This is a genomic window from Pseudomonas arcuscaelestis (genome assembly GCF_016881005.1).
In the GTDB taxonomy this organism is placed as follows: domain Bacteria; phylum Pseudomonadota; class Gammaproteobacteria; order Pseudomonadales; family Pseudomonadaceae; genus Aquipseudomonas; species Aquipseudomonas arcuscaelestis.
On the sequence record NZ_JACOPV010000006.1, the window covers coordinates 1 to 12,217 of the forward strand.

Annotated in this window: 11 protein-coding genes, 4 tRNA genes and 2 rRNA genes; all 17 read left to right on the plus strand. The window is 54.7% G+C overall.

Features of this window, described 5'->3' with window-relative positions; translation table 11 throughout:
* Positions 1-101, plus strand: a 23S ribosomal RNA gene (locus tag H8F21_RS10345); the annotation flags it as partial.
* A gap of 137 nt (positions 102-238) precedes the next feature.
* Positions 239-354 (plus strand): 5S ribosomal RNA (gene rrf, locus H8F21_RS10350).
* Between the two features lie 190 nt (positions 355-544).
* Complete coding sequence (birA, locus tag H8F21_RS10355) at positions 545-1,504, plus strand: bifunctional biotin--[acetyl-CoA-carboxylase] ligase/biotin operon repressor BirA (RefSeq protein ID WP_203479700.1); 960 nt, start codon at positions 545-547, stop codon at positions 1,502-1,504.
* On the plus strand, positions 1,494-2,240 hold the full coding sequence (locus H8F21_RS10360; RefSeq protein WP_203479701.1) for a pantothenate kinase: 747 nt from the start codon (positions 1,494-1,496) through the stop codon (positions 2,238-2,240). Before birA ends, H8F21_RS10360 begins: the two co-directional genes overlap by 11 nt.
* A gap of 7 nt (positions 2,241-2,247) precedes the next feature.
* Positions 2,248-2,676 (plus strand): hypothetical protein, encoded by a 429-nt coding sequence (locus H8F21_RS10365; RefSeq protein WP_203479702.1) that lies wholly within the window; start codon positions 2,248-2,250, stop codon positions 2,674-2,676.
* A 143-nt stretch (positions 2,677-2,819) separates the two neighbouring features.
* Positions 2,820-2,904, plus strand: a tRNA-Tyr gene (locus H8F21_RS10370).
* 23 nt (positions 2,905-2,927) lie between these two features.
* Positions 2,928-3,001: transfer RNA gene (locus tag H8F21_RS10375), tRNA-Gly, on the plus strand.
* A gap of 26 nt (positions 3,002-3,027) precedes the next feature.
* A tRNA-Thr gene (locus H8F21_RS10380) sits at positions 3,028-3,103 on the plus strand.
* Positions 3,104-3,188: 85 nt separating this feature from the next.
* Positions 3,189-4,382, plus strand: coding sequence for an elongation factor Tu (gene tuf, locus H8F21_RS10385; RefSeq protein ID WP_186519348.1), 1,194 nt, complete (start codon positions 3,189-3,191; stop codon positions 4,380-4,382).
* 53 nt (positions 4,383-4,435) lie between these two features.
* Positions 4,436-4,511: transfer RNA gene (locus tag H8F21_RS10390), tRNA-Trp, on the plus strand.
* A gap of 45 nt (positions 4,512-4,556) precedes the next feature.
* Positions 4,557-4,925 carry a preprotein translocase subunit SecE gene (secE, locus tag H8F21_RS10395; RefSeq protein WP_128321421.1) on the plus strand — a complete coding sequence of 123 codons (369 nt, stop codon included), beginning with the start codon at positions 4,557-4,559 and terminating at the stop codon, positions 4,923-4,925.
* 9 nt (positions 4,926-4,934) lie between these two features.
* Positions 4,935-5,468, plus strand: a complete 534-nt coding sequence (gene nusG, locus H8F21_RS10400) for a transcription termination/antitermination protein NusG (protein ID WP_108240418.1) — start codon at positions 4,935-4,937, stop codon at positions 5,466-5,468.
* A 121-nt stretch (positions 5,469-5,589) separates the two neighbouring features.
* A complete protein-coding gene (gene rplK, locus H8F21_RS10405; protein ID WP_010220295.1) occupies positions 5,590-6,021 on the plus strand; it encodes a 50S ribosomal protein L11 in 432 nt (143 codons plus the stop codon).
* The gene (gene rplA / locus H8F21_RS10410; protein ID WP_203479704.1) at positions 6,021-6,716 is read left to right on the plus strand and encodes a 50S ribosomal protein L1; all 696 of its coding nucleotides are present in this window, start codon (positions 6,021-6,023) and stop codon (positions 6,714-6,716) included. Before rplK ends, rplA begins: the two co-directional genes overlap by 1 nt.
* Positions 6,717-6,916: 200 nt before the next feature.
* Entirely contained in the window at positions 6,917-7,417 is a 501-nt protein-coding gene (rplJ, locus tag H8F21_RS10415; protein WP_043861937.1) for a 50S ribosomal protein L10, read from the plus strand.
* Between the two features lie 78 nt (positions 7,418-7,495).
* On the plus strand, positions 7,496-7,861 hold the full coding sequence (gene rplL, locus H8F21_RS10420) for a 50S ribosomal protein L7/L12 (protein ID WP_043861936.1): 366 nt from the start codon (positions 7,496-7,498) through the stop codon (positions 7,859-7,861).
* Between the two features lie 219 nt (positions 7,862-8,080).
* Positions 8,081-12,154: a DNA-directed RNA polymerase subunit beta gene (rpoB, locus tag H8F21_RS10425; RefSeq protein ID WP_203479705.1), complete on the plus strand. Its 4,074-nt coding sequence runs from the start codon at positions 8,081-8,083 to the stop codon at positions 12,152-12,154.
* The last annotated feature ends 63 nt before the right edge of the window (positions 12,155-12,217 follow it).

Consider the following 12,217-nt stretch of genomic DNA (forward strand, 5'->3'; position numbering starts at 1 on the left):
CCCTGAAGGGCCGTCGAAGACTACGACGTTGATAGGTTGGGTGTGTAAGCGCTGTGAGGCGTTGAGCTAACCAATACTAATTGCCCGTGAGGCTTGACCATATAACACCCAAGCAATTTGCGTCGAATGACCAGATTGCGGTGTTGTGAAGACGAAACGAACCGAAAGTTTGCAACTCACAAACATCACATACCCGATTCGCTGGAGTGTCTAACAAGACCTTCTGGCAACAGAATTTCTTGACGACCATAGAGCATTGGAACCACCTGATCCCATCCCGAACTCAGTAGTGAAACGATGCATCGCCGATGGTAGTGTGGGGTTTCCCCATGTGAGAGTAGGTCATCGTCAAGATTAAATTCCGAAACCCCTATCTGCGCATGCAGGTAGGGGTTTTGTCTTTTCCGCGATCGAAAGTCCCGCCACTGTGGCGGCGGGCGTGCCCGCGATACCCACCAAATCAGCGCCTCTAACCTCATCTGTTTTCTATGCAATCCCCACCTGCATGGCTATCATGCCAGCCTCATCACGAGTCGAGATTGGCATGCTGAAGTTGTTAGAGCTCCTCAAGGATGGCCGATTCCATTCCGGGCAGGATCTGGGGGTTGCCCTTGGCATAAGTCGCAGTGCTGTCTGGAAACAGTTACAGCACCTTGAGGCCGAGTTGAATCTACCTATTCATAAGGTGCGCGGCCGTGGCTATCAGTTAGCCTCGCCCCTGGTTCTACTGCAAGAGCAAGCGATAGCTGAGCACTCGCAGGGCGAACCGTGGCCAGTGATGGTCTATGAGTCCATCGACTCAACAAATGCTGAAGCCTTGCGTGCAATTGCTGTAGGGCGACGAGCGCCCTTCCTGGTGGTCGCCGAGCGTCAAACTGCAGGGCGGGGTAGACGCGGGCGCCAGTGGGTAAGTCCATTTGCAGACAACCTCTACTACAGCCTGGTTTTACGTATCGAGGGTGGCATGCGCCAGCTCGAGGGCTTGAGCCTGGTCGTAGGGCTTGCGGTCATGCGGGCGCTGCAGTCATTTGGTGTTTCGAATGCCGGTTTGAAGTGGCCAAACGATGTGCTGGTCAATAATCAGAAAATTGCCGGGATTTTGTTGGAGTTGGTTGGTGACCCAGCTGATGTCTGTCATGTGGTGCTGGGTATAGGTATCAACGTCAACATGCAGGCGGCCAAGGAGGTTGATCAGCCGTGGACCTCCGTACGCCGTGAGGTAGGGGGTTCAATTGACCGCAACTTGCTAGTGGCCAGGTTGAACCACAATCTGCAGGTAGACATGGAGCGCCACCGTGAAACCGGCTTCGCAGGATTTCAGGCCCAGTGGGAGCAAGCGCACCTGTGGCAAGGTCGGGCTGTATCGCTGATTGCCGGGGCCAACAAGGTCGACGGTACTGTTTTGGGGGTCGATGGCCAAGGTGCATTGCGCCTTGAGGTCGATGGAGTAGAGAAGAGCTTCAGTGGTGGTGAGCTCAGTTTGAGGTTGCGTGATGATTCTTGAGCTCGATTGCGGTAACAGCTTTATCAAGTGGCGCGTAATTCGTGACACAGACTTGTTTATTGTCGGTAGCGGCGTGGTCGATTCCGACATGGCCCTGGTCAATGCGGTCAGTGCGCTTGCAGTGCCGCCTAAGCAGTGTCGTTTGGTCAGTGTGCGTAGTGAGGAGGAAACGATAAGTTTGTCCGCACTGTTGCATCAGCACTTCGGGCTTCAGGTGCTAGTCGCGCAGCCGGCCAAAGAGGTTGCAGGTGTGCGCAACGGGTATGAAGACTATCAGCGTCTCGGCTTGGATCGCTGGCTCGCTGTATTGGGTGCATATCGTCTGTCGGGTGGAGCGTGTCTGGTCATGGACTTCGGTACTGCGGCCAAGGCGGACTTTGTGGCGGCGGATGGAGAGCACCTGGGTGGCTTTATCTGTCCGGGAATGCCATTGATGCGCAGCCAGTTGCGTACCCACACTCGCAGGATTCGATACGACGATGTGTCGGCAGAACGAGCGCTGTCGAGCATGTCTCCTGGTCGCTCTACGGTCGAAGCGGTTGAGCGTGGGTGTGTGCATATGCTTCAAGGTTTCGTGCGTTCCCAGCTCGACCATGCAAAAGAATTGTGGGGTGAAGATTTTTCGGTGTTGCTGACCGGCGGTGATGCACCGCTGGTGCAGGAAGCTGCGCCAACTGCACGGGTAGTGCCTGATTTGGTGTTTGTCGGCCTGGCGATGGCCTGCCCCCTGGACTGAGGTGACTATGCGTTGGTTGTTTCTGTTGTTGGTGGTGCTAAATGGTGTCTATTACGTGTGGCATCAGCAGGAGGCTCCTTTAAGGGTCAAGGAGGTCGCGCCACTTTCGCTTTATAAGGGCAACCAGCAAGGCATACGACTGTTGAGAGAGTCGCATCAGAATGCGCAGGTTCCATCGGGTGGTCGTGAATGTCTTTACGTAGGCGGGCTGAGCGGTCAAGAGCAGCTCGGCGCCTTGCGTCAACGGCTCTTGAGTTTGGACGTAGCCTCGGTTCCTGTGACTGGCAGACTTGGGGATGAAACTGGGCTTTGGTTGCAAATTCAGCCTGATAGCCAGCGTTTGCTTGATCAATCCCTGCTTGGAGCACTTTCTCGAGATTTCAAAGACTTAAAACATAAAATAAAGTTGTGCGAGGGTATTGCAACTGGTGAATAGCTTGATAGAATGGCGCCCGCTTCACAGGGATGACCACTAAGTGGCGACACTGTGAAGTAGCTGTCAAATTAGCTAACCTCAAGATTTTAATGAGAAAAAGCTTGACAGTAGGACGGCAAGAGTTGAAAATGCCGCCCAGCTCAGGAGGGGTTCCCGAGCGGCCAAAGGGATCAGACTGTAAATCTGACGTCTACGACTTCGAAGGTTCGAATCCTTCCCCCTCCACCATTTTAGCGAGAGCTGCAAGCTCCGCGGGTATAGTTTAGTGGTAGAACCTCAGCCTTCCAAGCTGATGATGCGGGTTCGATTCCCGCTACCCGCTCCAAGTTTGCTGTTGTTGCACGGTGTTACGCTCTTGTAGCTCAGTTGGTAGAGCACACCCTTGGTAAGGGTGAGGTCAGCGGTTCAAATCCGCTCAAGAGCTCCATATAACAAGGCAGATATGAAAATATCTGCCTTTGTTTTAATGGTCGTATTAACTTGCTTGTTTCTTCTTGCTGAGGATTGTCTCGATGGCTAAGGAAAAGTTCGATCGTAGTCTGCCGCACGTTAACGTCGGCACCATTGGTCACGTTGACCATGGTAAGACCACTCTGACTGCTGCTCTGACTCGCGTCTGTTCCGAAGTGTTCGGTTCGGCTGTTGTTGACTTCGACAAGATCGACAGCGCCCCGGAAGAAAAGGCTCGTGGTATCACCATTAATACCGCACACGTCGAGTACAACTCGAAGATCCGTCACTACGCTCACGTTGACTGCCCAGGTCACGCTGACTATGTGAAGAACATGATCACCGGTGCTGCCCAGATGGACGGCGCAATCCTGGTTTGTTCGGCCGCTGATGGTCCGATGCCACAAACCCGTGAGCACATCCTGCTGTCCCGTCAGGTTGGCGTTCCGTACATTGTGGTCTTCCTGAACAAGGCTGACCTGGTAGACGACGCTGAGCTGCTGGAACTGGTTGAGATGGAAGTTCGCGACCTGCTGTCCACCTACGATTTCCCAGGCGACGACACTCCGATCATCATCGGTTCTGCTCGTATGGCTCTGGAAGGCAAAGACGACAACGAGATGGGCACCACTGCCGTCAAGAAACTGGTTGAAACTCTGGACAGCTACATCCCAGAGCCGGAGCGCGCTATCGACAAGCCGTTCCTGATGCCAATCGAAGACGTATTCTCGATCTCGGGTCGTGGTACCGTTGTTACCGGTCGTATCGAGCGTGGTATCGTCCGCGTTCAGGATCCACTGGAAATCGTTGGTCTGCGTGACACCACCACCACTACCTGTACTGGTGTTGAGATGTTCCGTAAGCTGCTCGACGAAGGCCGTGCTGGCGAGAACTGCGGCGTTCTGCTGCGTGGTACCAAGCGTGACGACGTTGAGCGTGGTCAGGTTCTGGTTAAGCCAGGTTCGGTTAAGCCGCACACCAAGTTCACCGCAGAAGTTTACGTTCTGAGCAAGGAAGAAGGCGGCCGTCATACTCCGTTCTTCAAAGGCTATCGTCCACAGTTCTACTTCCGTACTACTGACGTGACTGGTAACTGCCAGCTGCCAGAAGGCGTAGAAATGGTAATGCCAGGTGACAACATCCAGATGGAAGTTACCCTGATCAAGACCATCGCGATGGAAGACGGTCTGCGTTTCGCTATCCGTGAAGGCGGTCGTACCGTCGGCGCCGGTGTAGTAGCGAAGATTATCGAATAAGTAGTTGATTTTTCTCGATCAGGCCGGCATAATGGCCGGCCTGATAAGCTTTTAGGTCAGTAGCTCAATTGGCAGAGCGACGGTCTCCAAAACCGTAGGTTGGGGGTTCGATTCCCTCCTGACCTGCCAGATTCACCTCGTGTGTCTGGCTTTCTTTTCACAGGATCTTCCTAGATGACTCCCAAGGCTGAAGCCCAAGACTCTCGTTTTGATCTGCTCAAGTGGCTGGCTGTTGTCGCTTTGGTGGTTGTAGGTGTTGTAGGTAATCTTTATTACTCTGCTTCGCCGATTCTGTATCGCGTACTCGCATTGCTTGCTCTTGCTGCAGTTGCTGGCTTTATCGCTCTGCAAACTGCTAAAGGCAAGTCGTTCTTTACGCTGGTAAAGGAAGCGCGCACTGAGATTCGTAAAGTCGTATGGCCAACCCGCCAAGAAACCATGCAGACCACGCTCATCGTAGTGGCGGTTGTTCTGGTTATGGCGTTGCTGCTGTGGGGTCTCGACTCCCTGCTCGGTTGGTTGATTTCCTTGATTGTTGGCTAAGGGTGTCCCGTGGCTAAGCGTTGGTACGTTGTGCATGCTTACTCGGGTTACGAGAAGCATGTAATGCGCTCGCTGATCGAGCGCGTAAAGCTGGCTGGCATGGAAGACGGGTTCGGCGAGATTCTGGTCCCCACTGAAGAAGTGGTTGAGATGCGCAATGGCCAGAAGCGCAAAAGCGAACGCAAGTTCTTTCCAGGCTATGTGCTGGTGCAGATGGAAATGAACGAAGGGACTTGGCACTTAGTCAAGGATACCCCTCGCGTCATGGGCTTCATTGGTGGTACCGCAGATAAGCCTGCGCCTATCACTGACAAAGAAGCCGAGGCTATCCTGCGTCGCGTTGCTGATGGCAGTGATAAGCCCAAGCCAAAAACTCTATTCGAGCCGGGCGAAGTCGTCCGTGTTACAGATGGTCCGTTTGCTGATTTCAACGGCACTGTCGAAGAAGTTAACTACGAGAAGAGTCGGATCCAAGTGGCCGTGCTCATTTTCGGTCGCTCTACTCCGGTGGAGCTCGAGTTCAGCCAGGTCGAAAAGGTCTAGCCGAACAACGCATCCCATTACCCCGCAGCCCTATGTGCTGCGGGGTTTTGTCGTCACTGGGATAAAACGCAAGTAATCCGGGGAGCCTTTTTGGCGTTCGTACCCGATATTGGAGTAGCTCATGGCTAAGAAGATTCAGGCTTACATCAAGCTGCAAGTAAAGGCCGGCCAGGCCAACCCAAGCCCACCCGTTGGTCCAGCTCTGGGTCAACATGGTGTGAACATCATGGAATTCTGCAAGGCCTTCAACGCCCGTACTCAGGGTCAAGAAGCCGGCCTGCCGACTCCTGTGATCATCACTGTTTACAGTGACCGCAGCTTCACCTTCGAAACCAAAAGCACCCCAGCTTCGGTTCTGCTGAAGAAAGCAGCTGGCCTGACCAGCGGTTCTGCGCGTCCGAACACCGTTAAAGTCGGTACTGTGACTCGTGCTCAGCTGGAAGAGATCGCAAAAACCAAAAATGCTGATCTGACCGCTGCTGACATGGATGCAGCCGTGCGTACCATCGCCGGTTCTGCTCGCAGCATGGGCCTCAACGTGGAGGGTGTGTAATGGCTAAGCTGACCAAGCGCCAAAAGGCCATTGCTTCGAAAATTGAAGCTGGCAAAGTCTACAACTTCGAAGAAGCAGCAGTGCTGCTGGCCGAACTGTCCACCGTGAAGTTCAGCGAATCCTTCGACGTTGCTGTCAACCTCGGCGTTGACCCACGTAAATCTGACCAGGTTGTTCGTAGCGCTACCGTGCTGCCACACGGCACTGGCAAGACCGTACGTGTTGCTGTCTTCACCCAGGGCCCAGCTGCTGAGGCCGCTCTGGCTGCCGGCGCTGACCGTGTTGGTATGGACGACCTGGCTGCTGAAATGAAAGCCGGCGACCTGAACTATGACGTCGTTATTGCTTCCCCGGATGCAATGCGTGTTGTAGGTCAGTTGGGTCAGGTTCTGGGTCCTCGCGGCCTTATGCCTAACCCGAAAGTTGGTACCGTAACTCCAGACGTAGCCACCGCGGTGAAAAACGCCAAGGCTGGTCAGGTTCGTTATCGCACCGACAAAAACGGCATCATTCACACCTCCGTTGGCAAAATCGGCTTTGAAGCCGGCAAGCTGAAGGAAAACGTTGAAGCCCTGATCGCTGATCTGAAGCGTATCAAGCCAGCTTCTTCGAAAGGTATCTACGTTAAGCGCGTTACCCTGAGCACCACCATGGGTCCAGGTCTGGTCATCGACCAAGGCTCGCTGAACGCGTAAGACAAAAATCGACGCGAGCGATCGCGTCGGTTTAAAAAAATTGGGGTCCCTGCCTGGCGGGGGCTATCCAAGACCGTAGGCGACGAAAGTCTTAAACCACAAGCCTACGCAGATGGTGCCCCTGGTTCTTCACCGAACCAGACACCAAAACGACATTCAGTCTCGGCTGAATGAAACGGTAACAAGCAGGAGTTTTACCCGTGGCAATTAAACTCGAAGACAAGAAGGCCATCGTCGCTGAAGTCAACGAGGCTGCCAAAGTCGCTCTGTCTGCTGTCGTGGCTGATGCCCGTGGCGTGACTGTAGGCGCAATGACCGGACTCCGTAAAGAGGCTCGTGAAGCTGGCGTTTACGTACGTGTTGTACGTAACACCCTGCTCAAGCGCGCCGTTGCTGACACTGAATTCAGTGTTCTCAACGACGTGTTCACCGGCCCTACCCTGATCGCGTTCTCTAACGAACACCCGGGCGCTGCTGCCCGTCTGTTCGCTGAATTCGCCAAGGGTCAGAGCAAGTTCGAGATCAAGGCAGCTGCGTTCGACGGCAAGTTCCTTGCCGCAAACCAGATCGACGTGTTGGCTTCTCTGCCGACCCGCGACGAGGCCATTGCGAAGCTGATGAGCGTGATCCAAGGCGCTACCAGCAAGCTGGCTCGTACTTTGGCAGCCGTTCGCGACCAGAAAGAAGCCGCTGCTGCCTAAGGCACAGAAAGCTCTTTCGAAATCATATGTTTAATTTGATGGCTGCGTAGGCTGTCACCCCAATACAGGATTTAAGTCATGTCTCTGACTAACGAGCAAATCATCGAAGCAATCGGCCAGAAAACCGTTCTGGAAGTTGTTGAGCTGATCAAAGCAATGGAAGAAACCTTCGGCGTTACCGCTGCTGTTGCCGCTGCTGGCCCAGCTGCTGCTGCTGCCGTTGTTGAAGAACAAACCGAGTTCAACGTTGTTCTGGTTGCTGCTGGCGACAAGAAAGTAAACGTGATCAAGGCTGTTCGTGAACTGACCGGCCTGGGCCTGAAAGAAGCCAAGGAAAAGGTTGATACCGCTCCTCAAGTCGTTGCTGAAGGCGTTTCGAAAGAAGCTGCTGACAAAGCCAAGGCTGACCTGGAAGCAGCAGGCGCTACTGTCGAACTGAAGTAATTTCGACTGTGCGTCTCCAGCCCGAGCGATAAGCGAAAGGCTGATGGCTGGTGGCTCTTGCCACCGGCCTTTTTCCGTTATTGGTTGCCGACCAGGTCGGGGCCAGTGACGAGCGGTAACCACCGATGACGGTGGCGCAAACCAAGGGGTTTGCACGATTTTCTGGCTGCTCCCGTCGGGAGAAGCCAAACAAGCAGGTGACCAAGCTGGGGAACGCTGATGGCTTACTCATACACTGAGAAAAAACGTATCCGCAAGGACTTTAGCAAGTTGCCGGACGTCATGGATGTGCCTTACCTCCTGGCCATCCAGCTGGATTCGTATCGTGAATTCTTGCAAGCGGGAGCGACCAAAGATCAGTTCCGCGACGTGGGCCTGCATGCGGCCTTCAAATCGGTTTTCCCGATCATCAGCTACTCCGGCAATGCTGCCTTGGAGTACGTTGGCTATCGTCTGGGCGAACCGGCTTTTGATGTCAAAGAATGCGTATTGCGTGGCGTGACCTATGCGGTTCCGCTGCGGGTAAAGGTCCGCCTGATCATTTTCGACAAAGAATCGTCGAATAAAGCGATCAAGGACATCAAAGAGCAAGAAGTCTACATGGGTGAAATTCCCCTGATGACGGAAAACGGTACCTTCGTAATCAACGGTACCGAGCGTGTTATCGTTTCCCAACTGCACCGTTCGCCGGGCGTGTTCTTCGATCACGACCGTGGCAAGACGCACAGCTCTGGCAAACTGTTGTACTCGGCGCGGATCATTCCTTACCGTGGCTCGTGGTTGGACTTCGAATTCGATCCGAAAGACTGTGTATTCGTCCGTATCGACCGTCGTCGCAAGCTGCCTGCATCGGTATTGCTGCGTGCGCTTGGTTACAGCACAGAAGAAGTACTGAACGCTTTCTATACCACCAACGTATTCCATGTCTCGGGCGAGAGCCTCAGTCTGGAGCTGGTGCCTCAGCGCCTGCGTGGTGAGATCGCGGTCATGGATATCCATGACGAAACCGGCAAGGTTATTGTCGAGCAGGGTCGTCGTATCACCGCTCGTCATATCAATCAGCTGGAAAAAGCCGGCGTCAAGCAACTGGACGTTCCGCTGGAATACGTCCTGGGTCGCACTACCGCCAAGGCGATTGTGCACCCGGCCACTGGTGAAATCCTGGCTGAATGCAACACTGAGCTGACTACCGATGTCCTGGTCAAGATCGCCAAGGCTCAAGTTGTTCGCATCGAGACGCTGTACACCAACGACATCGACTGCGGTCCGTTCATTTCGGATACCCTGAAGATCGATTCCACCAGCAACCAACTGGAAGCGCTGGTCGAGATCTATCGCATGATGCGTCCTGGCGAGCCGCCAACCAAGGATGCCGCTGAGACCCTGTTCAACAACCTGTTCTTCAGTGCCGAGCGCTACGATCTGTCCGCTGTAGGCCGTATGAAGTTCAACCGTCGTATCGGTCGTACCGAAATCGAAGGTTCGGGTGTGCTGAGCAAGGAAGATATCGTCGAGGTTCTGAAGACCCTCGTGGATATCCGTAACGGCAAAGGCATCGTCGACGACATCGACCACTTGGGTAACCGCCGTGTACGTTGCGTCGGTGAAATGGCCGAAAACCAGTTCCGTGTGGGCCTGGTGCGTGTTGAGCGCGCGGTCAAAGAGCGTCTGTCGATGGCGGAAAGCGAAGGCCTGATGCCTCAGGACCTGATCAACGCCAAGCCGGTTGCGGCGGCGGTGAAAGAGTTCTTCGGTTCCAGCCAGCTTTCGCAGTTCATGGACCAGAACAACCCGCTGTCCGAGATTACCCACAAGCGCCGTGTTTCTGCACTTGGCCCTGGTGGTTTGACTCGTGAGCGTGCCGGCTTCGAAGTCCGTGACGTACACCCGACCCATTACGGCCGTGTGTGCCCGATCGAGACGCCTGAAGGTCCGAACATCGGTCTGATCAACTCCCTTGCTGCATACGCTCGCACTAACCAGTACGGCTTCCTGGAAAGCCCGTACCGAGTAGTGAAAGAGGGTGTGGTTACCGACGATATCGTATTCCTTTCTGCGATCGAAGAAGCTGATCACGTCATCGCTCAGGCTTCGGCCACGATGGACGAGAAAAAGCACCTGATCGACGAATTGGTAGCTGTTCGTCATCTGAACGAATTCACCGTCAAGGCGCCAGAAGACGTCACCTTGATGGACGTATCGCCGAAGCAGGTAGTTTCGGTTGCAGCGTCGCTGATTCCGTTCCTCGAGCACGACGACGCCAACCGTGCGTTGATGGGTTCGAACATGCAGCGTCAGGCTGTACCAACCCTGCGTGCTGATAAGCCGCTGGTCGGTACTGGTATGGAGCGCAACGTAGCGCGTGACTCCGGCGTTTGCGTCGTGGCTCGTCGTGGCGGTGTGATCGATTCCGTCGATGCCAGCCGTATCGTTGTTCGTGTTGCTGATGACGAAGTTGAAACTGGCGAAGCCGGTGTCGACATCTACAACCTGACCAAATACACCCGTTCGAACCAGAACACCTGCATTAACCAGCGTCCGCTGGTGAGCAAAGGTGATGTGGTTCAACGTAGTGACATCATGGCTGACGGCCCGTCCACCGACATGGGTGAATTGGCGCTGGGTCAGAACATGCGCATCGCGTTCATGGCGTGGAACGGCTTCAACTTCGAAGACTCCATCTGCCTGTCTGAGCGTGTAGTTCAGGAAGATCGTTTCACCACGATCCACATTCAGGAACTGACCTGTGTGGCTCGTGACACCAAGCTTGGCCCAGAGGAAATCACCGCGGACATCCCGAACGTCGGTGAAGCTGCGCTGAACAAGCTGGACGAGGCAGGTATTGTCTATGTAGGCGCTGAAGTCTGTGCGGGTGACATTCTGGTCGGCAAGGTCACGCCAAAAGGCGAAACCCAGCTCACTCCAGAAGAGAAACTGTTGCGTGCGATCTTCGGTGAGAAGGCGAGCGACGTCAAAGACACCTCCCTGCGCGTGCCTACCGGCACCAAGGGTACTGTCATCGACGTACAAGTCTTCACTCGTGACGGCGTTGAGCGCGACAGCCGTGCTCTGTCCATCGAGAAAATGCAGCTCGACGAGATCCGTAAGGATCTGAACGAAGAGTTCCGTATCGTTGAAGGCGCAACCTTCGAGCGTCTGCGTTCTGCCTTGAACGGCCAGGTCGTCGATGGTGGTGCAGGCCTGAAGAAAGGCACTGTAATCACCAACGAAGTACTGGACGGTCTGGAGCACGGTCAGTGGTTCAAGCTGCGCATGGCCGAGGACGCGCTGAACGAGCAACTTGAGAAGGCTCAGGCCTACATCGTTGATCGTCGCCGTCTGCTGGACGACAAGTTCGAAGATAAGAAGCGCAAGCTGCAGCAGGGCGATGACCTGGCACCGGGCGTACTGAAAATCGTCAAGGTTTACCTGGCAATCCGTCGTCGCATCCAGCCGGGCGACAAGATGGCCGGTCGTCACGGTAACAAAGGTGTCGTCTCGGTAATCATGCCGGTTGAAGACATGCCGCACGACGCCAACGGTACTCCGGTCGACGTAGTGCTCAACCCGCTGGGCGTACCATCGCGTATGAACGTTGGTCAGATCCTCGAAACCCACCTGGGCCTCGCGGCCAAAGGTTTGGGTGAGAAGATCAACCGCATGCTCGAAGAGCAGCGCAAAGTCATCGAGCTGCGCAAGTTCCTCACTGAGATCTACAACGAGATTGGTGGCCGCCAGGAGAGCCTGGAAGACTTCTCCGACCAGGAAATTCTGGATTTGGCGAAGAACCTCAAAGGTGGTGTGCCAATGGCTACTCCAGTCTTCGATGGTGCCAAGGAAAGCGAGATCAAGGCCATGCTGAAACTGGCAGACATGCCAGAAAGCGGTCAGATGCAGCTGTTCGACGGCCGTACCGGTAACAAGTTCGAGCGTCCAGTGACCGTTGGTTACATGTACATGCTCAAGCTGAACCACTTGGTGGACGACAAGATGCACGCGCGTTCCACTGGTTCTTACAGCCTGGTTACCCAGCAGCCGCTGGGTGGTAAGGCGCAGTTCGGTGGTCAGCGTTTCGGGGAGATGGAAGTGTGGGCGCTGGAAGCATACGGCGCGGCATACACCCTGCAAGAAATGCTCACAGTGAAGTCGGACGATGTGAACGGTCGGACCAAGATGTACAAAAACATCGTGGACGGCGATCACCGTATGGAGCCGGGCATGCCCGAGTCCTTCAACGTGTTGATCAAAGAGATTCGTTCGCTCGGTATCGATATCGATCTGGAAACCGAATAACACGTGACGCGAATCGGGAGCGTGGCTGAAAAGCCCGCTCCCTGCTCCGCCAGGAGGAAAGGC